At 70.1% G+C, this 24,509-nt stretch carries 27 protein-coding genes; 12 read left to right on the top strand and 15 right to left on the bottom strand.

Translation table 11 applies throughout. The features are described from left to right. The first annotated feature begins 71 nt into the window (after nt 1–71). Nucleotides 72–614 carry a septum formation family protein gene (locus Q9S78_RS02405; protein ID WP_311868664.1) on the top strand — a complete coding sequence of 181 codons (543 nt, stop codon included), beginning with the start codon at nt 72–74 and terminating at the stop codon, nt 612–614. Here Q9S78_RS02405 and Q9S78_RS02410 read toward each other — a convergent pair. After that, the gene (locus tag Q9S78_RS02410) at nt 602–796 is read right to left on the bottom strand and encodes a hypothetical protein (protein ID WP_018187883.1); all 195 of its coding nucleotides are present in this window, start codon (nt 794–796) and stop codon (nt 602–604) included. The genes Q9S78_RS02405 and Q9S78_RS02410 overlap by 13 nt on opposite strands. 98 nt (nt 797–894) lie before the next feature. Between Q9S78_RS02410 and Q9S78_RS02415 the strand changes: the two genes are divergently transcribed. Further along, nucleotides 895–1,233, top strand: coding sequence for a TraR/DksA family transcriptional regulator (locus tag Q9S78_RS02415; protein WP_018187884.1), 339 nt, complete (start codon nt 895–897; stop codon nt 1,231–1,233). Nucleotides 1,234–1,249: 16 nt separating this feature from the next. Here the strand turns inward: Q9S78_RS02415 and Q9S78_RS02420 are convergent, their stop codons facing one another. Next, nucleotides 1,250–2,557 carry an HNH endonuclease signature motif containing protein gene (locus Q9S78_RS02420; protein WP_311868667.1) on the bottom strand — a complete coding sequence of 436 codons (1,308 nt, stop codon included), beginning with the start codon at nt 2,555–2,557 and terminating at the stop codon, nt 1,250–1,252. A 160-nt stretch (nt 2,558–2,717) separates the two neighbouring features. On the opposite strand from Q9S78_RS02420, the gene Q9S78_RS02425 reads away from it, so the two are divergent. Further along, nucleotides 2,718–3,074 (top strand): hypothetical protein, encoded by a 357-nt coding sequence (locus tag Q9S78_RS02425; RefSeq protein WP_311868669.1) that lies wholly within the window; start codon nt 2,718–2,720, stop codon nt 3,072–3,074. A gap of 3 nt (nt 3,075–3,077) precedes the next feature. Here the strand turns inward: Q9S78_RS02425 and Q9S78_RS14300 are convergent, their stop codons facing one another. Next, complete coding sequence (locus Q9S78_RS14300) at nt 3,078–3,236, bottom strand: DUF6671 family protein (RefSeq protein ID WP_376716527.1); 159 nt, start codon at nt 3,234–3,236, stop codon at nt 3,078–3,080. Further along, on the bottom strand, nt 3,196–3,585 hold the full coding sequence (locus tag Q9S78_RS02430; RefSeq protein WP_311868671.1) for a hypothetical protein: 390 nt from the start codon (nt 3,583–3,585) through the stop codon (nt 3,196–3,198). Before Q9S78_RS02430 ends, Q9S78_RS14300 begins: the two co-directional genes overlap by 41 nt. Before the next feature lie 75 nt (nt 3,586–3,660). Here Q9S78_RS02430 and Q9S78_RS02435 point away from each other — a divergent pair, with 75 nt between their 5' ends. From Q9S78_RS02435 to Q9S78_RS02445, 3 genes are all read left to right on the top strand, one after another. After that, entirely contained in the window at nt 3,661–3,954 is a 294-nt protein-coding gene (locus tag Q9S78_RS02435) for a metal-sensitive transcriptional regulator (protein WP_116227847.1), read from the top strand. A gap of 61 nt (nt 3,955–4,015) precedes the next feature. Then, nucleotides 4,016–4,357, top strand: a complete 342-nt coding sequence (locus Q9S78_RS02440; protein ID WP_311868674.1) for an ArsR/SmtB family transcription factor — start codon at nt 4,016–4,018, stop codon at nt 4,355–4,357. Between the two features lie 22 nt (nt 4,358–4,379). Next, nucleotides 4,380–5,348 (top strand): SRPBCC family protein, encoded by a 969-nt coding sequence (locus Q9S78_RS02445; RefSeq protein WP_311868675.1) that lies wholly within the window; start codon nt 4,380–4,382, stop codon nt 5,346–5,348. Nucleotides 5,349–5,381: 33 nt separating this feature from the next. On the opposite strand, the gene sufU is transcribed toward Q9S78_RS02445, so the two are convergent. The 4 genes from sufU to Q9S78_RS02465 are packed head-to-tail and all read right to left on the bottom strand — an operon-like array spanning nt 5,382 to nt 10,019. Then, entirely contained in the window at nt 5,382–5,843 is a 462-nt protein-coding gene (sufU, locus tag Q9S78_RS02450; RefSeq protein ID WP_018187890.1) for a Fe-S cluster assembly sulfur transfer protein SufU, read from the bottom strand. Continuing rightward, a complete protein-coding gene (locus Q9S78_RS02455; protein WP_311868678.1) occupies nt 5,840–7,135 on the bottom strand; it encodes a SufS family cysteine desulfurase in 1,296 nt (431 codons plus the stop codon). Before Q9S78_RS02455 ends, sufU begins: the two co-directional genes overlap by 4 nt. Nucleotides 7,136–7,185: 50 nt before the next feature. Then, nucleotides 7,186–7,932, bottom strand: a complete 747-nt coding sequence (locus Q9S78_RS02460) for a hypothetical protein (protein WP_311868680.1) — start codon at nt 7,930–7,932, stop codon at nt 7,186–7,188. Between the two features lie 35 nt (nt 7,933–7,967). Then, nucleotides 7,968–10,019: an APC family permease gene (locus Q9S78_RS02465; protein WP_018187892.1), complete on the bottom strand. Its 2,052-nt coding sequence runs from the start codon at nt 10,017–10,019 to the stop codon at nt 7,968–7,970. A gap of 62 nt (nt 10,020–10,081) precedes the next feature. Here Q9S78_RS02465 and Q9S78_RS02470 point away from each other — a divergent pair, with 62 nt between their 5' ends. Further along, the gene (locus tag Q9S78_RS02470) at nt 10,082–11,146 is read left to right on the top strand and encodes a VanZ family protein (protein ID WP_311868684.1); all 1,065 of its coding nucleotides are present in this window, start codon (nt 10,082–10,084) and stop codon (nt 11,144–11,146) included. Here the strand turns inward: Q9S78_RS02470 and Q9S78_RS02475 are convergent. From Q9S78_RS02475 to Q9S78_RS02490, 4 genes are read right to left on the bottom strand one after another with little or no spacing between them, the layout of a single operon-like run. After that, nucleotides 11,140–11,955 carry a hypothetical protein gene (locus Q9S78_RS02475; protein WP_018187894.1) on the bottom strand — a complete coding sequence of 272 codons (816 nt, stop codon included), beginning with the start codon at nt 11,953–11,955 and terminating at the stop codon, nt 11,140–11,142. The genes Q9S78_RS02470 and Q9S78_RS02475 overlap by 7 nt on opposite strands. Further along, on the bottom strand, nt 11,952–13,166 hold the full coding sequence (locus Q9S78_RS02480; RefSeq protein WP_311868687.1) for an amidohydrolase: 1,215 nt from the start codon (nt 13,164–13,166) through the stop codon (nt 11,952–11,954). The genes Q9S78_RS02475 and Q9S78_RS02480 overlap by 4 nt, the downstream gene beginning before the upstream one ends. A 10-nt stretch (nt 13,167–13,176) precedes the next feature. Further along, on the bottom strand, nt 13,177–14,202 hold the full coding sequence (locus Q9S78_RS02485) for a LacI family DNA-binding transcriptional regulator (protein WP_311868689.1): 1,026 nt from the start codon (nt 14,200–14,202) through the stop codon (nt 13,177–13,179). 1 nt (nt 14,203) lies between these two features. After that, complete coding sequence (locus Q9S78_RS02490) at nt 14,204–15,877, bottom strand: glycoside hydrolase family 13 protein (protein WP_311868692.1); 1,674 nt, start codon at nt 15,875–15,877, stop codon at nt 14,204–14,206. Nucleotides 15,878–15,941: 64 nt separating this feature from the next. Between Q9S78_RS02490 and Q9S78_RS02495 the strand changes: the two genes are divergently transcribed. Continuing rightward, on the top strand, nt 15,942–16,460 hold the full coding sequence (locus Q9S78_RS02495) for an adenine phosphoribosyltransferase (protein WP_311858514.1): 519 nt from the start codon (nt 15,942–15,944) through the stop codon (nt 16,458–16,460). Between the two features lie 19 nt (nt 16,461–16,479). On the opposite strand, the gene Q9S78_RS02500 is transcribed toward Q9S78_RS02495, so the two are convergent. After that, on the bottom strand, nt 16,480–17,397 hold the full coding sequence (locus Q9S78_RS02500; protein WP_311858516.1) for a 2-hydroxyacid dehydrogenase: 918 nt from the start codon (nt 17,395–17,397) through the stop codon (nt 16,480–16,482). A 68-nt stretch (nt 17,398–17,465) separates the two neighbouring features. On the opposite strand from Q9S78_RS02500, the gene Q9S78_RS02505 reads away from it, so the two are divergent. Beyond that, on the top strand, nt 17,466–20,012 hold the full coding sequence (locus Q9S78_RS02505) for an excinuclease ABC subunit UvrA (protein ID WP_311868695.1): 2,547 nt from the start codon (nt 17,466–17,468) through the stop codon (nt 20,010–20,012). 6 nt (nt 20,013–20,018) lie between these two features. Here the strand turns inward: Q9S78_RS02505 and purQ are convergent, their stop codons facing one another. Next, nucleotides 20,019–20,726 (bottom strand): phosphoribosylformylglycinamidine synthase subunit PurQ, encoded by a 708-nt coding sequence (gene purQ, locus Q9S78_RS02510; protein WP_311868696.1) that lies wholly within the window; start codon nt 20,724–20,726, stop codon nt 20,019–20,021. Beyond that, nucleotides 20,723–20,968 carry a phosphoribosylformylglycinamidine synthase subunit PurS gene (purS, locus tag Q9S78_RS02515; protein ID WP_020097666.1) on the bottom strand — a complete coding sequence of 82 codons (246 nt, stop codon included), beginning with the start codon at nt 20,966–20,968 and terminating at the stop codon, nt 20,723–20,725. Before purS ends, purQ begins: the two co-directional genes overlap by 4 nt. Before the next feature lie 230 nt (nt 20,969–21,198). On the opposite strand from purS, the gene Q9S78_RS02520 reads away from it, so the two are divergent. The 3 genes from Q9S78_RS02520 to Q9S78_RS02530 all read left to right on the top strand — a co-directional run bounded on the left by Q9S78_RS02520 (nt 21,199) and on the right by Q9S78_RS02530 (nt 24,494). Continuing rightward, nucleotides 21,199–22,473: an ABC transporter substrate-binding protein gene (locus tag Q9S78_RS02520; RefSeq protein ID WP_018187903.1), complete on the top strand. Its 1,275-nt coding sequence runs from the start codon at nt 21,199–21,201 to the stop codon at nt 22,471–22,473. 78 nt (nt 22,474–22,551) lie between these two features. After that, nucleotides 22,552–23,580 (top strand): carbohydrate ABC transporter permease, encoded by a 1,029-nt coding sequence (locus Q9S78_RS02525; RefSeq protein ID WP_018187904.1) that lies wholly within the window; start codon nt 22,552–22,554, stop codon nt 23,578–23,580. Beyond that, on the top strand, nt 23,577–24,494 hold the full coding sequence (locus Q9S78_RS02530; RefSeq protein WP_018187905.1) for a carbohydrate ABC transporter permease: 918 nt from the start codon (nt 23,577–23,579) through the stop codon (nt 24,492–24,494). The genes Q9S78_RS02525 and Q9S78_RS02530 overlap by 4 nt, the downstream gene beginning before the upstream one ends. Nucleotides 24,495–24,509 lie beyond the last annotated feature (15 nt).

The following is a 24,509-nucleotide window of genomic DNA, read 5'->3' on the forward strand; positions in this document are numbered from 1 at the left end:
CCGTCGTGTCTGCGAGGGCCGCGCTCCGATACGCTGACGCCGTCAGTTCGACGCATACTCCTGGGGGATTCATGTCGACACGTCGGTGGCGCTCGGGTGCGCTCGCAGCGGCGGGGTTGGTCGTTGCGGCGCCCTTGATGTCCGGCTGCTCGGAAGCCGCGCTCTACCAGCTGTCGGGCGCGGTCTACCGTGACGCCTCCGGCGTGATCACGGTCGGCGGTGAACTCGACGTGTTCGATCTCGTCGCGGGGGATTGCTTCGACGAATCGGACGCCGTGCATCCTCGGGCCACGGAGGATTCGGTGTACGTCGTGCAGGCGATCCCGTGCGGGGACGCGCACACCTACGAGGTCTACCACGTGTTCGTGCTTCACGCCGGTGACTATCCCGGTGAGGACGGGACAGCGACAGCGGCCGATGAGGGCTGTCTGCCGGCGTTCGAAGACTTCGTCGGACAACCCTGGGAGGACTCCCTACTCGAGTACTCCTTCTACACGCCGACCGAGAGCGGGTGGGACGGCATCGATAAGGACCGCATGGTGCAGTGCTTCATCGGTGACGAGGGCGTGAGCGTGACGGGCAGCGCCGCCGACGACGGCCGTCAGTCGTCCTGAGAGTCGTCCGGGTCGGAGTCGATGACGCCGATGCCGACGGCGTGGTGGCTGGGCTCCTCGCCCTGGGGCTGCGGCGCCTTCGGCTCCTCGCCGGGCTCCTTCGCGACGCTGGGCTCCTCGAGTTCCTCAGTATCGGGCATCTCTTCGGGGTCGTTGTGCTCGGTGCCGTCGTTGTCAGCCATGAGGGCTCCCTTCCGTTGCACCCACTCTGAAGGGCGGATGCCGGTGCCGCGACGGTCTTGACGGTCGCCGGGTCGGTGGGTAGGCCTACGCTGACCGGATGGATCCGATCGAGCGGTTGCGTGCGCGCGAGCGGGAGCTGCAGGCGCAGTTGGCGCGGCTCGATGCCGACGATGCGGCGCTGCGGGTCGATCGATCGGATGCGACGGCCGACGACGAGCATGACCCCGAGGGCTCGACGCTGTCGGGGGAGTGGCAGCGGGTCGATGCGCTGAGGGCGTCGACGCGGGACGAGTTGGCGCAGGTCGCGACGGCGCTCTCGCGAGTGGATGCCGGCACCTACGGGGTGTGCGAACGGTGCGGTCGCCCGATTCCCGAGGCCCGGCTGGAGGTTCGGCCGCAGGCGACGATGTGCGTCGCGTGCGCGTCGCTCGGCTGAGGAGGGACGGAGCGATTCAGAAGGGTGCGGGGTGTGTGGTGGCAGGGGTGAAGGCGACGGCCGGGGTGGGTGCGTCTTCGCGGTAGGTCCTGCCGAGGGGTGAGGTCCATTCGAGGACACCACCCTGGAGTCGTCGGACCTTCCATGCGGTGAATTGCTTCATCGAATGGTGCCTCTGGCAGAGATGCGCGAGGTTGGACAGTTCCGTCTTGCCGCCGAGGGCGTGGTCGTGGGTGTGGTCGACTTCGCACCGGATCGCGGCGACGCGGCATCCGGGGAACCGGCAGCGCTGATCCCGGGCTTGCAGGAACCGTCGCATCCCGGACGGGACACGGTACGAGTCTGTGGCGACGGTGACTCCGGTGGTGGGGTCGTGGAACAGGCGCTCCCAGACTCCGGTGTCGCCGGCGAGCGTGCGGACGGTTGCGGGATCGATGGGGGAACGACCGGCAAGATCGCACGGCCCGTCGTCGGCACCGGTAAGTGTCGCCGCGGGAACCAGAACCTGCACGCGTGCGCGGATGGCGCCGAGCGGTCCGGCGGTGGTGTCGCGGGTGTCGTCGAGCGCCGGCGTGCCGGCGAGGAGCAGGTCGGCGAGCACATCCGCGCGGACCTGATCGGTGGTGCGCGCATCGGTGGCGACGACGTCCGAGCCGGTTGCACACTCCTCCCGGGTATCGATGATCGCCCGCGCCTGCTGGGTGAGCCGGTCGTGGATCCCTTCCGCAATCACGGTGGGGAGGGTGGCGATCAGATCCGACATCCCATCCCGCCCGGGGATCAACCGCACGCACCGGCCCGCGGCAGCTTCCTCGTGTCGTTCGGCAAACGAACGCGGGTGCATCCGGTGCGCGAGGATCTCTAGCTCACCCCGAACTCGGTTCGGTGTCTGGCCTTCGCACCGCTCGATCGCGATCGCTTCGAACTCAGCCCACAACTCTGCCGGCAGGTTCACCCCGGTCTCGACGATCGCCTTCACATGCCCGCGCACGATCCGGCCGGACTCCCAGGCCGCCACCGCTGCCGGGAACCCCTCGATCGTCACCCGGGCTTCGCCGATCCGGCGTTGCACCGTCCGATCGGTTGTGCGCATCGCTCCAGCGACTTCGGCCGAGATCGACCGCAGCACCATGTCGTGCAGCGTCACCTTCGCGTTCGGGTAAGCGCCCTGTTCCTCGGCTAGCCGTCCCGCCGCGGCGAGCGTACGGAGCTGCGCGATCTGTACCGCGGCCATCCGCCGCTCCACGTCCTCGACGTCCGCAACGATCCCCGAGATGGCGGCGAGATACGACTCGCCACCGGGGGTTTCCGCCGCATCCGTCATACCTGCACTCTTGCACCAACCTCCGACATCGAGACCCCGAAAACCGCCGGAATCACACGTCGCGAACAGGCCGACAGATGAGAAACGCCTCATCTGCGAGACGCCCGGGGCCCCGAAGTACACGATGGCGGCGGATCGGCTGACGTCTCATAATGGCGGGGTGACGGACGAGACTGACCCATGGGGGCTCGACGACCTCGACGGCATCGCGAACACCCTCATCACGCACCGCATCGGCGAGTGGGAGGTCATGATCGGCGGTGGGCCCGACAGGTACGTCCTCACTGCGCAGAACCCGTCGGGAACGCGCATCGTCAACGCGATCTCGCCGGCCGCCACGGCGACGGAGGGCGACGACGAGGACGATGACGACACGATCGATCTGACCGTCGGAGACCAGGCGATCGACTACCCCCGCGAGTACGTGCTCGATCGCAGCGAAGTGCTGGACGCCATCGAGGACCTCCACACCGGGCAGTTTCCGACCGACCGATGGGGCATCACGGGCGACGCTTGACCCTCACGGGTTGCACGCCGCGCACGTCGCGGGGTCTGCGACCGAGATCGCCCGGGTCCGCAGCTCGCGCTCGTCGCACGCAGCGCACCCGTGGACGTCCGCGCTGATCTGAGCGGTCGGCTCACCGCACGCCGCGCAGGGGACGCCGCGCTGCACGTCCACGAGCCCGAACCCCGGGCATCCGCAGGAGTGCCGCCCTCATCCACGACAGGCGGCGGAGCGTGCGCCGGTGCTCCGGGTTGAGGTGCCCACAGAGGTCCGGTTCGAGGACGCCGGCTCCGCGGCGCACCGGCGCGAGAACGGATGCCTCGGCTTGCAGTCCCTTCCACAGCTGACCCTCGCTCCGCGCGACGACAGCCTGGTGCGGAAAGCGATGCGAGCGAGATATCCGCACCAGCTGCTCACATTCGACCGTCCGCGCCGGCGCGACATTCGCGTGCGTCCGGCGGCCCTGCGAGACGTGGATGCCGCGGCTGAGGTCGACGAACACGGCCACCTCTTCGTGCACCATCGGCCCGAAGCCTCCGGAATAATACCCAGGGGGGTATAGTGAGTGGCACTTCGACGAGAACGAGAGGATGCCGACATGGATGAGGCTGCACAGGTCGGCGATCCGGTCACGCACGATGCCGAGGCGAAGCGCAAGGTGGTCAATCGCCTCAAGCGCGCGCAGGGCCAGCTCGCCGCAGTGATCACCGCGGTCGAGGGGGATGCCTCGTGCCGCGACGTCGTCCAGCAGCTCGCCGCCGTGTCCAAGGCGCTCGATCGGGCCGGGTTCCTCGTCATCTCGACGGCGTTGCGGGAGTGCCTGACCGACCCCGAGGGGTCCGCCGACCTGGACCCCGACGAGTTGGAGAAGCTCTTCCTCTCCCTGGCCTGATCGACCCGCCGACGCCGGGACCTCTTGACGCCCGGCATCCGCTGCCCTAACGTACAACCAAATGGTTGCACAAACGGAGCTCAACGATGAACAGATCGACCGCGTCTTCCACGCCCTGGCGACGGCGACGCGGCGCGACATCCTGCGTCGCACCCTCGAGCACGAGCAGTCCGTCTCCGCGCTCGCCGCGGACTACGACATGTCGTTCGCAGCCGTCCAGAAGCACGTCGCCGTGCTCGAGGCGGCGGAACTGGTCGTCAAGCGCGCCGAGGGCCGCGAGCGTCTCGTCCGAGCGGACCCCGACATGATCGCCCGCGCCCGTGCGCTGCTCGGCCGCTACGAAGACCTCTGGCGCTCCCGCGTCGACCGACTCGACGCACTGCTGGCCGAGCCCGAGAACTGACCGATCCACGAAGGAGTGAGACATGCCCGTCACCGACATCACCACCGACACCGCGAACCTCACCATGACGCTCACGGCCGACGTCGACGCCCCCGTCGACCGGCTGTGGCGTGCGTTCACGCAGCCGCGACAGCTCGAGCGGTTCTGGGGCCCTCCCGGGTGGCCGGCCACCTTCACCGCCTTCGACTTCACGGTCGGCGGTCACGCGCACTACGCGATGACGAGCCCGACGGGCGAGACCTCCCGCGGCACGTGGGAGTTTCTCGCGATCGACGAGGGCCGCGGCTTCGAGGTCCTCGACGCGTTCGCCGACGAGAACGGCGAGCCGCTCGCCGAGTTCCCGTCCATGCGGATGCGCTTCTCGTTCGACGAGACCGCGACCGGTTCGCGGCTCTCGAACATCACGTACTTCACCTCGGTCGAGGCGCTCGAGCAGGTCGTCGCGATGGGCGCCGTCGAGGGGTCGCGCCTGGCGATGAGCCAGCTCGACACCGTGCTCCACGACCTGCGCGACTGGTTCCAGGGCAGGGGGACGAACGTCGAGCTGCTCGACGACGTCCACGTCCGCATCACCCGCCTCGTCGACGGTCCGCGCGAGCTCGTGTGGCGCGCTCACAACGATCCCGACCTGATAAAGAAGTGGATGCTGGGGCCCGACGGGTGGTCGATGGTCGAGTGCGTCGTCGGCCAGCACTATCGGACGGTGTGGGAACAGGACGGTCAGCCCGAGACACGCTTCGGCTTCGAGGGCGAGACCCTGCTCCTCGACGAGCCGCGCCGCTCGGTCAGCACCGAGAAGATGATCGGCATGGAGGGTCCGTCGACGAGGAACGACCTGCAGTTCTACGAGGAGGACGGCGCGACGCTGCTGACGCTCCTCATCGAGTACCCCGACAAGGAGACCCGCGACATGATCCTCGCCACCGGCATGGCCGACGGCATGGAAGCGTCCTACGCTCGACTCGAGCGCGAGGTGCTGCAGGCGGCGTGACGCGCCTCCGAGACGACGCCCTCGTCCGCCGGCTCAGGCCCGGGCGAGGGCGTCCTCGAGTGCGACCCACGCGAGCATCGCGCACTTGACGCGGGCCGAGAACTTCGACACCCCCGACAACGCTGCGGCGTCGGCGAAGGTCTCCTCGTCGAGCGGAATCGTGCCGCGCGAGCGCAGCGCTTCGCGGAACCCGTCGATGAGCTTCACGGCGTCCTCGCGCGGCAGGCCGGCGTCGCCGCCGTCCTCCTCGATCAGCGCGGCGAGCATCGACGCGGACGCCTGCGAGATCGAGCAGCCCGAGCCCTCCCACGACAGGTCGACGATGCGCTCACCGGCCTCGTCGACGCGCACCCGCAGGGTGATGTCGTCGCCGCACATCGGGTTGTGCTGGTGCGAGCTCGCCGTGCGGCCCTCTTCCGGAGTCAGGCCCTGCCCGTGGGGGTGCTTCGAGTGGTCCAGGATGAGCTCCTGGTACAGCGAGTCGAGACCGTTCATTCGTTCACTCCGAAGTAGGACCGGATGCCGCTGACGGCATCGATCAGGGCATCGACATCGGCGTCGGTGTTGTACAGGGCGGCCGAGGCGCGGACGGATGCCGTCACGCCGAACCGTCGGTGCAGGGGAGCGGCGCAGTGGTGTCCGACGCGGACGGCGATGCCCTGCGCATCGAGGAACTGGCCGGCGTCGTGCGCGTGCACGCCGTCGACGACGAAGCTCCAGAGGCCCACGCGCTCGGCGCCCTCGGCGTCTCCGAGCAGACGGATGCCGGGGATGTCGACGAGCCCTTCGCGCATCCGGGCCGCGAGCCGGGCCTCGTGCGCGTGGACGGCGGTGATGCCGGCATCCTCCAGGTACGACACGGCGGCCGCGAGGCCGATCGCGGGACCGATCGGCTGCGTGCCCGCCTCGAACCGCTGCGGCGGCGGCAGGTAGCCGGCCTCGTCGAGCGTCACGGTCGTGATCATCGACCCGCCGGTGAGGAACGGCGGCAGAGCCTCGAGCACGTCGCTGCGGCCGTACAGGCCGCCGACGCCGTACGGGCCGAGCATCTTGTGCCCGCTGAACACGGCGAGATCGACGCCCATGGCGGGCAGGTCGAGCCGCATGTGCGGCGCCGACTGACAGGCGTCGAGCACCGTCAGCGCGCCGACCTCCTGCGCGAGGGCGACGATCTCGGCGACCGGGTTCACGATCCCGAGCACGTTCGACACGTGCGAGAACGCGACGATCCGCGTGCGCTCGCCGATGATCTGCGCGGCGGCATCCAGGTCGAGCCGGCCGTCGTCCTGCACGGGGATGTGCCGCAGCACGGCGCCGGTGCGCGCGGCGAGCTCCTGCCACGGGATGAGGTTCGCGTGGTGCTCGGCCTCGGTCGCGACGATCTCGTCGCCGGGCTGCAGCGCGAACCGAGCGGATGCCGGTGCCCCCCGCCCGAGCGTCGCGTTGCCGATCGAGTAGGCCACGAGGTTGAGCCCCTGCGTCGCACCGCTCGTCCAGGCGAGCTGCTCCTCGCGGGCGCCGACGAAGCGCGCGACGGTTGCCCGGGCATCCTCGAACAGGTCCGTCGCCTCGGCGGCGAGCGTGTGCGCACCGCGGTGGACGGCGGCATTGCTGCGGGTGAGGAAATCGTATTCGGCCTGCAGCACCTGACGCGGCTTCTGGCTCGTCGCAGCGGAGTCGAGGTACACGAACGGATGCCCGTTGACCTCCTGCTGGAGGATCGGGAAGTCCTCGCGCAACCGGGTGGCGTCGAGCGTGGCGGGCTCGGACAGGGCGGGAGAAGTCACCCCCCTAGGCTACGCCGGTGGCGGGTCACCGGGTCGGCCGGCCCGGTCGGTCAGAAGTCGTAGTACGGACGGTAGGAGATGGACACGACCGTCTCGTCCGCGGGGTCGGTGTCGACCCAGGGTGAGTACCCGTCGAGCTCTCCGTTCTCCCCCGCCCCGTCGGCGCGGTCGATGGCGAAGAAGAAGCGCGGCTCGCCGTCCGGCATCGCGAGCTCCTTGTCCGGTCCGAGGGAGCGGACCTCGTCGGCGGTCAGGCCGATCGCCAGGTCGAACTCGGGCGTCACGGTGACGCCGTCCACGGCCTGGCCCGTCATCGTCACGTACGACGGGATGGAGTACTCGTCCCGGGACTTCCCGCCCTCGGTCGGGATCATGTCGAAGTAGGTGAAGCCGTCCCACGTGTACGACGTGTAGTCGGGGAAGTGCGTGCCGTCACCTTCGTAGACCGACTCCGACGGCTTCGAACCGAACGCGTCGGTGAGCGCGGACACCGCTCCGGCGGCATCGTCGCGCCAGCCGTAGGCGAAGAGCTCCGACCCGTCGTCGGCGACGATCGTGAAGCCGTCCTCACCCAGCGCGACGTCGCTCGCCGTCGGTTCCTCCGCCTCGGTCGGCGTCGGGCTGGGCGCGACGGACGGAGTGGATGCCTCGGGCGTCGGTGACCCGGGCGCGGGGGCGGCAGCGGGTGCCGGCATCCGATTCATCAGGAGGACGATCGCGACGACGGCGGCGATCGCGAGCGCGCCCGCCAAGGTCAGCAGCGGGATGAGGTTGCGGGGGCGGCGGGACTCGGCCATGCCGTCATCGTGGCAGGACGACCGTCATAACTCCATCAGTTGTCGGAATGCTCCACCAAACCGTAATGACGCTGGTCGATCCGGCCGCCGCGGTCGTCGCCGGGGAGCGGGCGCGAGCGCCGGCCGTAGACGATCTCGGACGAGTCGAGCAGCCACGGCACGAGGGTCACGGTCACGCCGTGGACCATCATCAGCTGCTGCGCGATGCGCCGCGCACGACGGTTGTGCAGCGGCGTCTCCCACCAGTGGCCCACGATGTACTGCGGCAGATAGACGGTGACGACCGACGGCCCGTGCTTCTCGCGGTACTTCTCGATGAACCCGATCAGCGGAGACGCGTAGTGACGGTAGGGCGAGTCGACGACGACGAGGGGCACCGGCATCCGGTGATACTCCCAATCGGCCTTCAGCTCGGCGATGTCGTCGGAGGTGACCGCGACGTGGACGGCGAGCGTCTTCTCGTGCTTGGCGGCGAGGGCGTAGTCGATCGCCTTCGCGACGGGCTTCTGCAGTTTGCCGACCAGGATGATCGCGAGGTCGCCCGACGAGCCGTACTTGACCGTGTCGTCCATCTCGATCTCGTGCTCGACGTCGCGGTAGTACCGGTTGACGCCGATCATCAGGAACGCGAGGACGGGCATGGCGAGGAAGACGAGCCAGGCTCCGTGGGTGAACTTCGTCACCGTCACGATCGCGAGGACCGCGACGGTGAACGCCGCGCCGACGGTGTTGATGACGAGGCCCGAGTACGCCGCGCGCCGCTCGGGGGTGTTCCCCTTCAGCAGCTTCAGTTCACGCCGCCAGTGGCGGACCATGCCGATCTGGCCCAGGGAGAATGACACGAACACACCGATGATGTAGAGCTGGATGAGGGTCGTCAGGTTGGCCTGGAAGACCACGAGGATCGCGATGGCCGCGCCGCCGAGGATCAGCATCCCGTTCGAGAACACGAGGCGGTCGCCGCGCGAGTTCAGCGCCTTCGGGGCGTAGCTGTCGCGGGCGAGCACCGAACCGAGCAGCGGGAATCCGTTGAATGCCGTGTTGGCGGCGAGCAGCAGGACGCAGGCCGTCGCGGCCTGGATGATGAAGAAGAAGATCGAGTCGCCGCCGAACGTCGCCGCCGCGACCTGCGCCATGAGGCTCGGCTGGGGGCCCGACGCGCAGTCGAACCCGATGAGCGAGCACGGGTTCTCGGCGTAGTGGACGTTCGCGACCAGGGCGAGCGTCGTGAGTCCGGCGAAGAGCACGATCGCGATCCCGCCCATGAGCACCAGGGTCGTCTGCGCGTTCTTGACCTTCGGGGCGCGGAAGGCGGGCACGCCGTTGCTCACGGCCTCGACACCGGTCAGGGCGGAGCATCCGCTCGAAAAGGCACGCAGCAGCAGCAGGACGAAGGCGACCTGCGACAGGCTCTCGGGCTCGACCGTGTATGCCGCGCTCGACGCGACGGGCGCGTCGCCCATGAGCCAGCGGAACAGTCCGGTGCCGATCATGACGGCGACCGAGCCGATGAAGACGTACGTCGGGATCGCGAACGCCTGCGAGGCTTCGCGGACGCCGCGCAGGTTCACGATGACCAGCAGGATGACGAAGCCCACCGCGAGCTCGACGCGCCACGGGTCGAGGACGGGGAGCGCCGAGATGATGTTGTCGACGCCGGACGACACCGACACGGCGACCGTCAGGACGTAGTCGACGAGGAGCGCCGACCCGACGACCACACCGGCCTTCTCGCCGAGGTTGGTGCGGGCGACCTCGTAGTCGCCACCGCCCGACGGATAGGCCTTGATGAGCTGCCGGTAGCTGAGCACGACGACGATGAGGAGCACGACGACGGCCGCAGCCACCGGGGGCGCGAAGGCCATGAACGCCGTGCCGCCGATGAGCAGGATCATCAGCAGTTCCTGCGGCGCGTAGGCCACCGACGAGAGCGCGTCCGAGGCGAAGATCGGCAGCGCGCGCTTCTTCGGCAGCAGCTGCGCGTCGAGCTTCTCGGAGTCGAGCGGCTCACCGATCAGCATCCGTTTGACGGCGGGGGAGGAGGCCGCGTTCGGATCGCGGCTGTCAGTGGTCACGGCGGGCGACATTACGCCTCCCGCGAACCCGCCGCAACGCGGGCGGGTCGCGCCGTGTTCCCTAGACTCGCGCCATGAACGGACAGGTCTTCCCCGCGGTCGTCGCGATCCTCTTCGGCGCGGTGGCGGGGCTGGTCCTCTTCGTGCCCGTCGTCGCCCTCAGCTACCGTCGCCGGGGCCGCCTCAGCGTCGGCCGTGTGGGGTTCTGGGCGGCATCCCTCGTCTACTTCCTGGCGATCTGGAGTTACACCCTCCTCCCGATCCCCGCCTCGGACGATTACCGGTGCGCGGGTGCCGTCCTGTCGCTCGCGCCGACCGTCGACGACGTCGTGGGGGCGTTCGCCGACGGCTCGCCGCTCACCGATGTCCGACTGCTGCAGGTCGTCTTCAACGTCCTCCTCTTCGTCCCCCTCGGCTTCCTCATCCGGGTCGTGGGGCGCCGCGGCATCGTCCTCGGGGTGCTGGCGGGGCTCGTGCTGTCGCTGTTCATCGAGACGACCCAGCTGACCGGCGTCTGGGGGATCTTCCCATGCGGCTACCGCCTCTTCGACGTCGGCGACCTGCTGACCAACACGCTCGGAGCCCTCATCGGGTCGGTGCTCGGGCTCATCGTCCCGGCGCGGCTCCGCGGCGTCGAGAAGGCAGCGGATGCCGGGGCTCCCCGCCCCGTCACGCGCGGACGTCGCCTCCTCGGCGCCGTCTGCGACCTGGTGGGTACGGCCATCCTGGCCGGGGCCGCGGGCACGGTCGTGCAGTTGTTCCTGCAGTTCGCGCTCCGACGCGAGGACATCGTGTCGGACGGGGTCATCGCCGACGTCGCGTCGGGATGGGTGCCGATCGTGGTCTGGCTCGGCGTGACCCTCGCGACGGGACGCACGGTCGGCGATCTGTGCGTCGAGCTGAGCTACGACGGCGGGCGGTTCCCCGAGCCGGTGGGCCGCCTGCTCCGCTTCGCGGGCGGGATCGGCGGCTACCTCCTGCTCGGCGAGCTCGGGGCCGTCGGCGGCATCCTCGTCGTCGCGTTCGTCGTGACGTGGCTCGTGCTGCTGTTCGCGACGCCCGCAGGGCGCGGCCTACCGGGCGTTGTCAGCGGCCGTCAGCTCGTCGACGCGCGTGCGAGCGAGCCGGTCGCTCACTGACCCCGGGCGCGGAACGTGTAGGTGATCGACGCGACCTTCTGCGTCGCGTCATCCGATTCGACGAAGGCGCTGAACTCGCGCTTGCCGTTGCTGTAGAACGTGCCGCGGCCCTCGCCGAAGGTGAGGCGCACGTGGCCGTTGGTGAGCGCGAACTCGTCGAACGGGCCCTTGCTCCGCGCCTGGTCGAGGGTGTCGCCCACGGCGACGCCGAACTCGTTCGTCACCTGGACGGACTGCGGCAGCCCCGAGGTCACGGTGACCCACGTCGGTGCGGGGACCTCGCTGCGCGAGCGGCCGCCGTCGCCGAGGAACACGTCGTACAAGCGGAAGCCGGGCCACACGTAGATGTCGTAGGCCCAGTTCTCTGCGTCGCCGTTGACGAAGTCCTCCTTCGGCGCCGTGCCGAAGGCCTTGGTCAACGCGGCGATCGCTGGGCCGGAGTCGTCCGCCCACGTGTGGGTGAACGTGCCGTCCGCGGTCTTCACCGTGAAGCCCGAGCCGTTCAGGGCGATGGTGGATGCCGCGGCGGGAGGCTCCGGCGCGGGCGTCTCCGACGGCTGCGGGTCCTGCGGTGTCGAGGGTGCCGGCTGCGGTGCGGACTGCGAGCTCTGCGCCGGAGCGGGCGCCGCCGTGGTCGGCTCGGTCGCGCGCACGAGATACACGCTGACGACGACGATGACGGCGACGAGCAGGACGCCGGCGACGGCGCCGAGGATCATCGGGACCCGGTTGGGGTTCTCGCGGCGCTCGGGCTCGCGGTGCTCCTGCGGGTCGAGGGGGGCGAAGGGCAGCCAGTCGTCGTTGCTCATGTGAGGAACTCCCGCGCGGCGACGGTCAGGGCGTCGACGCCGCGCTCGATGGTCGGGTGGAGAACGGGGGCGAAGAACGGGGAGTGGTTCGTCGGGATGTCGCGCGAGATCGTGCCGGCAGCGGCGGCATCCGCGTACTGCTGGGGGTCGACACCGCCCCAGAACCAGTAGACGAGCGGGGCGCCGGCCTCGCGGGCGAACCACGAGACGTCCTCGCTGCCGGTGAACATGCCGGGGTCGACGACCGTCCCCTCGCCGAACGCGCGGTCCATCGCCGCCGTCAGTCGGGCGGTCGCGTTCGCGTCGTTGATGGTCGGCGGCAGGGTGTGGAGGGTCGTGATCGTCGGCTCCTGCTCGGCGCCGGATGCCGCGGCCTCGGCGCGGACGACGCGCTCGACGCGGGCGAGGATGTCGGCCCGCGCCGCGTCGTCCGGGTAGCGCAGGCTCAGCTCGAGGGTCGCTTCGGCCGGGATGATGTTGTTCTTCAGGCCGGCGTGGATCGAGCCGACGGTGACGACGGCCATCTCGCGGGGGTCGACCTCGCGCGAGACGACGGTCTGCAGGCGCATGACGGTCGCCGCCGCCATGACGATCGGGTCGATCGTCGAATGCGGGCGCGAGCCGTGTCCGCCGCGGCCGTGGAGGGTGACGGTGATGCCGTCGGATGCCGCCATCTGCGTGCCCGGGCGCACACCGATCGTGCCGGCGGGCAACGGGGTGAGGTGCTGTCCGAGCACGATGTCGGGCTTCGGGTACCGGTCGAACACGCCGTCGGCGATCATCGCCTGCGCGCCGGCGCCGTACTCCTCGGCGGGCTGGAACACGGCGACGACCGTGCCGGACCATTCGCCGCGGGTCGCCTGCAGCTTCTCGAGCGCGCCCAGCATCGCCGTCACGTGCATGTCGTGGCCGCACGCGTGCATGACCGGGACGTCCTGCCCGGCGGGGTCGACGCCTCGGGCCGTGCTCGCGTAGGGGAGTCCGGTCTGCTCGGGGACGGGGAGGCCGTCCATGTCGGCGCGCAGCCAGACGACGGGGCCGTCGCCGCTGCGGATCACGGTGACGACGCCGGTGCGGCCGACGCCCTCCTCGTAGTCGAGGCCGAGCGCTGCGAGCTCGCGCGTGATGACGCCGGCCGTGCGGGTCTCCTGGAACGAGAGTTCCGGGTGCCGGTGCAGATCGGTGTAGATCGCTTCGAGATCGAGGGGCATACCTTCGAGCCTACGGCGAGGGACGGCCTGCTACCTCAGCGAGTCCTCCACGGGGAGCGCTCGTCGAGGTGCGCTCGACCAGCCGGAAGGCCAGATCGCCGATCTCGTCGCGGCCGTCGATGGCCGCGAGGACGGCATCCGCTGCGCGCTCACCCTGCTCGTGCGGGAACTGCGCGACCGTCGTCAGACCGAAGAAGTCGCCCATCTCATGCCCGTCGACGCCGACGACCGACAGGTCCCCCGGCACGTCGAGGCCCCGGTCGCGCGCGGCGAAGAGGGCGCCGAAGGCGATCTCGTCGGATGCCGCGAAGATCGCCGTCGGCGGATCGTCGCGCTCCAGCAGGGCGAGCGCTGCGCGATGGCCGCCCTCGATCGTGAAGTCCGCGGCGGCGAAGGGGGCGTCGGGGATGCCGGCATCCGCCATCGCCGAGGCGAACCCGTGACGACGCAGCGACGGGATGTCGAGTCCCGGATCGCCCGCGTACCCCGCACCGATGTGGGCGATGCGCCGGTGGCCGAGGCCCAGCAGGTGCTCGGTCGCGGCGCGGGCGACGGCGAGCTCGTCGACGCGCAGGGCGGGGAACCGCGAGGTCGTCGCGCTGAGACCCACCACGGGCAGCTCGAGCGCCAGCATCCGGTCCACCTCGTCATCGGCGAGCGTGACGGACAGGACGATGAGCCCGTCGACCCGGCCGCGGCGCAGCGACGTGTCGAGCACGCCGTCGCGCTGCGCGCGGTCGTCGCTCATGCTGTAGAGCGTCATGTCGTAGCCCTCGGACGCCAGGCGACTCGCGATGCCGTCGAGGACGTTGGCGAAGAACCACCGGTCGAGCAGCGGCACGACCACACCGACGTTCGAGGCGCGGCCCGTCGCGAGAGCGGATGCCGCGGCCGACACCACGTAGCCGAGGTCGGCCGCGGCGGCGCGGACACGGGCGCGGGTCGCATCCGAGATGCGCCCGCGCCCGCTCAGCGCACGGGAGACGGTCGCCGCCGACACGCCTGCGGCGCGGGCGACGTCGTCGATGCCGGTCACGTCAGTCCGCGGCGATCCACACCGTGGTGTCGGCCGGCAACTCGCGACCCGCGAACGCGTCGCTCTCGACCAGCAGCGTGCCCTTGGGAAGCGCGACCGGGGTCGTGCCGACGTTGGCGACGACGGTGACGTCGCCGTTGCGGAACGCGATGACGTCGTCACCGTAGCCGTCCAGCCACTCGAGTGATCCCGCACCCAGCTCGTGGACGCGACGGGTCGCGAGGAGCGTGCGGTACAGCCACAGCGTCGAATCCGGCTGGTCCTCCTGCACGTCGCGGGCCAGAGCGGTCCACTCGGCCGGCTGGGGCAGCCAGCTCTCGCCGGTCGGGCTGAAGCCGAACGCGCCCTGATCGGCGGTCCAGGGCAGCGGGACGCGGCATCCGTCACGCCCGTAGCGCTCGCCGTTCGTGCGGAACCAGGTCGGGTCCTCGCGGACGTCGTCGGGCAGCTCCATCGCCTCGGGGAGGCCGAGCTCCTCGCCCTGGTACAGGTACGACGAGCCGGGGAGGGCGAGCATGAGCGCCGTCGCCGCGCGGGCGCGACGCAGGCCTGCGGCCGGGTCGGGCTTGCCGGGCGTGTTCGGCCCGACGCCGTGGCCCTGCGGGTGGCCGGGCATCGCGAGTCGGGTCGCGTGGCGGATGACGTCGTGGTTCGAGAGCACCCAGGTCGCCGGGGCCCCGACGGCGGGGAAGGCCCGCAGGGACTCGCTGATGATCTCGCGCAGCTGCGCGGCATCCCATTCGCTCATCGCATAGGGGAAGTTGAAGGCCTGGTGCATCTCGTCGGAGCGGACCCACTTGGCGGTCTCGTCGACGGTCGGGAGCCACGCCTCGGCGCAGAGCGCACGGTCGCCCTCGTACTCGTCGAGCACGCGGTGCCACTCGCGCCACACCTGGTGGACGCCCTCCTGGCCCCAGTACGGCACAGGCTCGGCGCCGCCCATCGAGTCGGCCTCGGCCGGCGGGGTGTAGTCAGGCAGGCCGTCGGCCTTGATGAGGCCGTGCGCCACGTCGACGCGGAAGCCGTCGACGCCGCGGTCGAGCCAGAAGCGGAGCGTCTTCTCGAACGCGGCACGCACCTCGGGATTGTTCCAGTCGAAGTCGGGCTGCGAACTGTCGAAGAGGTGCAGGTACCACTGGCCGTCCGGGATGCGGGTCCAGGCCGGACCGCCGAAGACGGACTCCCAGTTGTTGGGCGGTAGTTCGCCGTTCTCGCCCTGGCCGTCGCGGAACATGTAGCGGGCGCGCTCCGGGCTGCCGGGGGCGGCGGCGAGGGCCTGCTGGAACCAGACGTGCTTGTCGGAGGAGTGGTTCGGGACGAGGTCGATGATGACCCGGATGCCGCGGGCGTGCGCCGCCTCGAGCATGTCGTCGAAGTCGCCGAGGGTGCCGAAGAGCGGGTCGACGTCGCGGTAGTCGGCGACGTCGTAGCCGGCATCCTTCTGCGGAGAGGTGAAGAACGGGCTCAGCCAGACCGCGTCGACGCCGAGCGACGCCAGGTCGTCGAGGTGCGACGTGATGCCGGGCAGGTCGCCGATGCCGTCGCCCGAGGCATCCGCGAAGGAGCGGGGGTAGATCTGGTAGATCACGGCGGTGCGCCACCACTCGGCGCCGGGGCGGCTCTCGCCGATCGGTGCCAGCGTCGACGTGGCGGTCGGGGAGGGGGTCGAAGTCATGCGCGCCAGCCTAGCGCAAGCGCTTGCGCACGGTGCATCAGGCAGGGCGAGTACCCTCGACCCAGTGAATCCCGACGCACTCGCCCGAGCCGAATCGCTCATCGCGACGATCCCCGACTTCCCCGAACCCGGCATCCTCTTCCGCGACATCTCGCCGCTGCTGGCCGACCCGGCGGCGCTGCGCACCATCGCGATGGCCATGGCCGAGCCGTTCGTCGGCTCGTTCGACGTGGTCGCCGGCGTCGAGGCGCGCGGATTCCTGCTCGCGGGCGCGATCGCGATCGCCTCGGGCACGGGTCTCGCCCCGATCCGCAAGGCGGGCAAGCTGCCGCGCCCCGCCGGCTCGGTGAGCTACGACCTCGAGTACGGCAGCGCGACGATCGAGATGACGGACGACCTCTCCTCGGGCGCCCGCGTCCTGCTCGTCGACGACGTCCTCGCCACCGGCGGCACGCTCCGCGCCGGCCAGCAGCTGCTCGAGCAGCTCGGCTTCAGCCTCGCCGGTACGTCCGTGCTGATGGAGCTCACCGCGCTCGAGGGCCGCTCCGTCTGCGGTCCCGTGCACAGCGTGTTCACCGTCTGATCACGGTTTCACCGTCTGATCAGGTCCGGATCACGACGTTCTCGGGCTCCTCGCCCGCGAGCAGGTGCCCGATCTGCCGACGCAGCAACCGTACGATCCGCGGGTGCATCGCGTCGGTCGCGCCCCCGACGTGCGGCGCGATGACGACGCCGTCGAGCGTCCAGAGCGGGTGATCCGCCGGCAGCGGCTCGGGGTCGGTGACGTCGAGGGCCGCACGGATGCCGCGGCTGCGGACGTGGGCGACGAGGGCGTCCGTGTCGATCAGCGACCCGCGTCCCACGTTCACGACGAGGGCGCCGTCGGGCAGGGCGGCGAGGAACGCGTCGTCGATGATGTGCCGCGTCCCGTCGCCACCGGGGAGCGAGGCGACGACGATGTCGACGCCCGGAAGCAGCTCGGGCAGCTCGTCGACGCTGTGCACACGGATGCCGTCCTCGTCGCGCGCGCTCGAGGCGACCGGCACCAGCTCGACCTCGAAGGGGGCGAGGCGCGCCGCGATCGCCTTGCCGACGCCGCCGTAGCCGAGCAGCACGACGCGCCGGTCGGCGAGTCCGGTGGCCTGGAAGGGGGTCCAGTCGCCCGTCGCCTGGGCGCGGACGAACCGGTCGATGCCGCGCTGCGCCGTCAGCGTGAGAGCGACGGCGAGCTCGGCGGTGGCCGCCTCGTGCACGGTCGCCGCGTTCGCGAAGACCGAGCCGGCGGGCAGCCGGTCCTCGATGCCCTCGTACCCGATCGCCTGACCCTGCACGAGGCCGACCTCGACGCCCTCCAACAGGGGGAGCGGGCTGCCCTTCGACATGTACGGCGGGACGACGACGTCGATGCGCGGGCGGGGGGAGGGGGCATCCATCTTCCAGACGAACACATCGGCCCCCTCGATGTCGGAGAGGTCCTCGGCGAGGCGGGCGGAGGGGACGCTGACGCTGATCGAAGCCATGCGTTCGAGGCTATCGCCCGGCCCGGGGCCTCGGCCCGCGTCGCGGTCAGGACACCTAGGCTGGTTCGATGCCTGAAAACCCCCGCGGCGACGCCGATGCCTTCGTCCGCGTGCGCGGGGCGAACGAGAACAACCTGCGACACGTCGACGTCGACGTCCCCCGCGACGCGATCGTCGCCTTCACGGGCGTCTCGGGCTCGGGCAAGTCGTCGCTCGCGTTCGGCACCATCTTCACCGAGGCGCAGCGCCGGTACCTCGAGTCGGTTGCGCCGTACGCGCGGCGGCTGATCCAGCAGGGTCACGACCCGCATGTGGAGTCGATCACGGGGCTCCCGCCGGCCGTCGCACTGCAGCAGCGGCGGGGCGCGCCGAGTTCGCGCTCCAGCGTGGGGACCGTCACCACCCTGTCGAACTCGCTGCGCATGCTGTTCTCCCGCGCGGGCACCTTCCCTGCCGGTTTCACGACGCGCCTCGACTCCGACGCGTTCTCGCCGAACACGGCCGCCGGCGCCTGCCCCGAGTGCCACGGTGTCGGCGTCGCGCACACCGTGACCGAGGACACCCTCGTGCCCGACCCGTCGCTGAGCATCCGCGACGGCGCGATCGCCGCCTGGCCGGGGGCGTGGCAGGCCAAGAACCTCCGCGACATCACGATCGCCCTCGGCTACGACGTCGATCGCCCGTGGCGAGAGCTCGACCAGGCCGACCGCGACTGGCTCCTGTTCACCGACGAGCAGCCCGTCGTCCAGATCACGCCGCAGCGCGACCGCGTTGCGAAGCCCTACAACGGCACGTTCTGGAGCGCGAAGAAGTTCGTCTTCCACACCCTCGCCGACTCGCAGAGCGCGTCGATGCGCAGCCGCGTGCTCGGCTTCGTCCGCACCGGCGTCTGCCCGCTCTGCGGCGGCACGGGCCTGCGCCGCGAGGCGCTCGCCGTCACGTTCGCGGGGCACTCGATCGCCGAGCTGAACGCCCTTCCGATCCGCGAGCTCGCCGAGGTCCTGCGTCCGACGACGCGGATCCGGGATGCCGCACCCGCCCTCCCGACCACCGCATCCGGTGAGCGCACCGACGTCGCCGTGGCCATCACGACCGACCTCGTCGCCCGCATCCAGGTGCTCCTCGATCTGGGTCTCGGCTACCTCGGACTCGGCCGGGTGACGACGACCCTCTCGCCCGGCGAGATGCAGCGGCTGCGCCTGGCGACCCAGCTGGGGTCGGGACTGTTCGGCGTCGTCTACGTCCTCGACGAGCCGTCGGCGGGGCTCCACCCCGACGACGCGGCTCCGCTCCTCGACGTGCTCGAGCAGCTCCGCGCCTCGGGCAACTCGGTCTTCGTCGTCGAGCACAACATGGACGTCGTCCGTCGCGCCGACTGGATCGTCGACGTCGGTCCCGGCGCGGGTGAGGCGGGCGGCGCCGTCCTCTACTCCGGCGAGGTCGCGGGCCTGGCCGCCGTCGCCGACTCGGCGACGCGCCCGTTCCTGTTCCCCAACGAGAGCGCGGCTGTGCGCCGCGAGCGCCGGGAGGCCACCGGCATCCTCTCGCTCCAGGGCGTCTCGCTGCACAACCTCGACGGCCTCGACGTGGAGGTCCCCCTCGGCGTGTTCACCGCGGTGACCGGTGTCTCGGGCTCGGGCAAGTCGACGCTGGTGAGTCGGGTGCTCCGCCAGGTGGTCGAGCGGCACGTGCGCGGCGACGTCGACGAGACGGATGCCGACGACGCGGCGCTCGGCGCCGATGACCCGTCCGAGCGCATCGCCGAGGCGACGCTCCCGTCGTCGTCGACCGATACCCTGCGCGTCGGCTCGGTCACCGGGATGGACGGCGTCGACCGCCTCGTGCGGGTCGACCAGAAGCCGATCGGCCGCACCCCGCGGTCGAACCTCGCGACGTACACGGGTCTGTTCGACGCCGTCCGCACCGTCTTCGCCGCGACCGACCTCGCACGCGAACGCGGCTACGCGCCCGGCCGGTTCTCGTTCAACGTCGCGGGCGGCCGCTGCGAGACGTGCCTCGGCGAGGGGTACGTCTCGGTCGAGCTCCTCTTTTTGCCCGGCAGCTACGGCCGGTGCCCGACCTGCCACGGCGCGCGCTACAACCCCGAGACCCTCGAGGTGACGTACGACGGCAAGAACATCGCCGACGTGCTCGGGATGACGGTCGACGAGGCGGCACCGTTCCTCGCGGCGGTGCCCGCGGCATCCCGAAGCCTTCGGACCCTGCAGGACGTCGGCCTCGGCTACCTGCGTCTCGGGCAGCCGGCGACCGAGCTCTCGGGCGGCGAGGCGCAGCGGATCAAGCTCGCGACGGAGCTGCAGCGCGCGCGGCGCGGTCACACGCTCTACCTGCTGGACGAGCCGACGACCGGTCTGCATCCCTCCGACGTCCGGCTGCTGCTCGCGCAGTTGCACGCCCTCGTCGATTCGGGCGACACCGTCGTCGTGGTCGAGCACGAGATGGACGTCGTCGCGGCGGCCGACTGGGTCATCGACCTCGGTCCGTCGGGCGGGGATGCCGGGGGTCGCATCGTCGCGCAGGGGACCCCCGAAGCGGTCGCGGCAGCGCCCGACAGCCGCACGGGCCCGCACCTCGCCCGCAGGCTCGGCGGCTGAGGCGGCTCAGGCGGCGGAGTGCACCACGGCCGAGACGGCCGCGGTGAAGAAGCGCAGTCCGTCCACGCCGGAGCGCATCGCCGCGGCGGTGTCGGGGCCGAAGCCCGGCTCGATCGCGTGCTCCGGGTGCGGCATGAGTCCGACGACGTTGCCGCGTTCGTTCGTGAGCCCCGCGATGTCGTCCAGCGACCCGTTCGGGTTGACGCCCGCGTACCGGAACGCGACGAGGTTCTCGCCCTGGATGCGGGCGAGCGTCTCGTCGGAGGCGATGTAGCCGCCGTCGGCGTTCTTGAGCGGGATGACGATCTCCTGGCCGCGGCGGAATTCGTTCGTCCAGGCGGTGTCGGCGTTCTCGACCACCAGGCGCTGGTCGCGGCGGATGAACTGCTGGTGCGCGTTGCGGATCAGGCCGCCCGGCAGGAGGTGGGCCTCGACGAGCATCTGGAAGCCGTTGCAGATGCCGAGGATCGGCATGCCCTTGGCCGCGGCATCCTTCACCTCGGACATGATCGGCGCGAGCGCTGCGATCGCCCCGGCGCGCAGGTAGTCGCCGTAGCTGAAGCCGCCGGGCAGGACGAGGGCGTCGACGCCCTCGAGGTCGTGCGAGCCGTGCCAGAGGGCGACGGGCTCGGCGCCGGCGAGGCGGACGGCGCGACGCGCGTCGCCGTCGTCCAGCGAGCCGGGGAAGGTGATGACCCCGACGCGGACGGTCACTCGACGACCTCGATGCCCACGACGTCCTCGATCACGGAGTTCGAGAGGATCTCCTCGGCGATCGTGCGGACCGCGGCGAGGGTCTGCTCGTCGGCCGTCTCGACGGTGAGCTCGAACCGCTTGCCGATGCGGACGTCGCCGAATCCGGCGTGGCCGAGTCGCTGCAGCGCCCCGGAGACGGCCTTCCCCTGCGGGTCCAGAAGCTCGGCCTTGGGCATGACGTCGACGACGATGGTGGGCATCAGAAAGCTCCGGGATGTCGCGGGCAGGGGTGCGCGACCAGTCTAGAGCCCGCGGACGCAGCGCACCGTCCGCGTGCGTCGTGTGCTGTGACCAAACCGTGATGGCGATGGTGGGAGCGCTTCCTTGACAGTCGTGGGAGCGATCCCATAGCGTCAGACCCACTCGATGAGAGCGCTCCCATGGGGATGACCCTGCACCTCGCTCTCGCCACACCACAAAGGAGTGTTCTGTGAACGCACGCGCCCTGCGCCGCGTCGGTCTGATCGCCGGCGTCGCCACCACTTCCGCTCTCGTCCTCGCCGGCTGCGCCGGCGGCGGCGACCAGGGCGGCACCGGAGCCGAAGGCGAGAAGGTCACGCTGACCATCGCGACCTTCAACAACTTCGGCTACACCGACGAGTTCCTCCAGAAGTACGAGGACGCCAACCCGGGCGTCACGATCGTCCACAACAAGGCGGCCGAGTCCGGCGACGCCCGTAAGAACTTCTTCCAGAAGCTCGGCAAGGGCGGGCTCGCCGACATCGAGGCCGTCGAGGTCGACTGGCTCAGCGAGGCCATGCAGTACTCCGACCTGCTCGCTCCCGTCCCCGACGACCTCAAGGGTCGTTGGCTCGACTGGAAGGAGAAGGCGGCGACGGACCCCGAGGGCAACCTCATCGGCTACGGAACCGACATCGGTCCGCAGGCGATCTGCTACCGCTCCGACCTCTTCGAGGCAGCCGGCCTCCCGTCCGAGCCGGCCGAGGTCGAGGCGCTGTTCGACGGCGACTGGAACAACTACTTCGACGTCGCCGACAAGTACCGCGAAGCATCGGGCAAGTCGATGATCGACTCGGCGAACTCGGTCCTGCAGGGCATCGTCAACCAGATCGAGTACACCTACGACAAGCCCGACGGCTCCGTCATCGCCACCTCGAACCCCGAGATCGCCGACGCGTACAAGAGCGTCATCGAGCGCGCCGTCCCCAACTCCGCGTACTCCGCTCAGTGGGGCGACGACTGGATCGCGTCCTTCCAGGGCGACGACTTCGCGACCGTGCTGTGCCCCGGCTGGATGCAGGGCATCATCTCGGGCTACGCACCCGACCAGAAGAACTGGAAGATCGCCAACACGTTCCCGAACGGCGGCGGCAACTGGGGCGGTTCGTACCTGACCATCCCGGCCAACGGAAAGCACGTCGAGGAAGCGCAGAAGCTCGCCGCGTGGCTGTCCGCACCGGAGCAGCAGGTCGAGGCGTTCGTGAACGTCGGAGCCTTCCCGAGCCAGGTCGACGCGTACGAGAACGCAGACCTGCAGGGGTACGTGAACGACTACTACAACGGTGCGAAGACCGGCGAAATCGGCGCCGACCGCGCCGAGGCCGTCACGGTCCTCCCGTTCAAGAGCGCGAACTACTTCAAGTACCACGACGCGCTGCAGAACGCCGTGAACCGCGTCTTCGACAAGTCGGAGTCCGAGGATGCCGCGTGGAAGACCTGGGTCGCCGAGGTCGAGGCCTTCTGATCCGTCCCTGACCGGGATGCCGGCCGCGCTTGCGGCGGCCGGCATCCCCCCACCGCTCGACCACGACGGAGACGCCACGTGACCACCACCGACATCCGACCACAGACCCCCGTGGAGGACCGCCCGGCCGCCGGGGGGCGTCCGATCCGTGTGCTCTCGTTCCGCCAGCGGCTGAGCCGGTGGGACGTGAAGGTCTCGCCCTACCTCTACATCTCGCCGTTCTTCATCCTGTTCGCGATCGTGGGCCTGTTCCCGATCGGGTTCACCGCCGTGATCTCGTTCCAGGAGTGGGACCTGATCCGCAACTCCGGCACCTTCGTCGGGTTCGATCAGTACGCCTGGATCCTGAACGACCCGAAGTTCTGGGTCGCCCTCCGCAACACCTTCAGCATCTTCCTGCTCTCGACCGTCCCCCAGCTGCTGCTCGCGGTTTTCATCGCCGCGATGCTCGACCGCAACATCCGCGCCAAGACGTTCTGGCGGATGAGCGTGCTCCTCCCGTTCGTCATGGCCCCCGTCGCCGTCGCCCTGATCTTCAGCAACATGTTCGGCGACGTCCACGGCCTCGTGAACAACGCGCTGAGCACCATCGGGCTCGATCCGATCGCCTGGCACAAGGACCCGTTCTGGAGCCACGTCGCGATCGCCACCATGGTCAACTTCCGCTGGACCGGCTACAACGCCCTCATCCTGCTGGCGGCCATGCAGGCGGTGCCGCGCGAGTACTACGAGGCGGCCACGGTCGACGGCGCCGGCGCGTTCCGCCAGTTCGTCAGCATCACGCTGCCCTCGCTCCGCCCGACCCTCATCTTCGTGATCATCACCTCGACGATCGGCGGTCTGCAGATCTTCGACGAGCCGCGCATGTTCGACAACACCGGCGAGGGCGGACCCGCCCAGCAGTGGCTGACGATCACGCTGTACCTCTACAACATCGGCTGGGGCGAGTTCAATTTCGGCCGCGCTGCTGCCCTCGCGTGGATCCTCTTCATCATCATCGTGGTGATCGGTCTCGCGAACCTCCTCATCACCCGCCGCCTCGTCCGCGACGAGGGCGGCCGTGGCGTGAGAACGCCCCGCCGCGCACGGAAGGACACCGCACGATGACCACCGTCAGCGAGCCGCCCCTGGCCATCGTCGAAGAGAACATCCCGAACGCCGCCCGCCGTCGGCGCGGGGAGCGCACCACCCGCATCCGCGGCGTCCGTGCCGGCTTCTGGGTCTACGTCGGGCTCGGCGTCGTCGCCGTGTCGGCGATCTTCCCCTACTACTGGTCGTTCCTCATCGGCTCGGGCGACCAGTTCACGATCAACGACCCGAACATGTCGTGGATCCCCGGCGCGAACTTCGTGACGAATGCCCTCTCGGTCATGAACGACCCGGCTGTCAACTTCTGGCTGGCCCTGTGGAACTCGGTCTTCAGCTCGACGCTGATCGCGGCATCCGTCGTCGTCTTCTCGACGCTCGCAGGCTGGGCGTTCGCGAAGCTGCGCTTCCGCGGCAGCAAGTTCCTGCTCGCCTTCGTCGTGGCCACCATGGCCGTTCCGATGCAGCTGGGCGTCGTGCCGCTGTACATCCTGTTCGCCGACCTCGGCTGGACCGGCACCATCGGCGCGATCATCATCCCGGCCCTCACAAGCGCCTTCGGTGTGTTCTGGATGACCCAGTACATCGGCCAGACGGTTCCCGATGAGCTCATCGAGGCGGCCCGCGTCGACGGCGCGAGTCAGATCCGCACCTTCTGGACGGTCGGTGTCACCGCGGCGCGCCCCGCTGCGGCCATGCTCTTCCTCTTCACCTTCGTCGGTGCGTGGAACCAGTTCTTCTGGCCGTTCATCGTGCTCGATCGGCAGAGCCCGACCCTCCCGGTCGCGCTGTCGCTCCTGCAGGCGAACTACTTCGTCGACTACTCGATCGTCCTCGCCGGTGTCCTGCTGGCCACCGTGCCGCTGATCCTGCTGTTCGTCTTCGCCGGCAAGCAGCTCGTCAGCGGCATCATGGCCGGCGCGGTCAAGGGCTGAGGGTCATCCCGTGAA

It is taken from the genome of Microbacterium aquilitoris (genome assembly GCF_031932285.1).
GTDB lineage: Bacteria > Actinomycetota > Actinomycetes > Actinomycetales > Microbacteriaceae > Microbacterium > Microbacterium aquilitoris.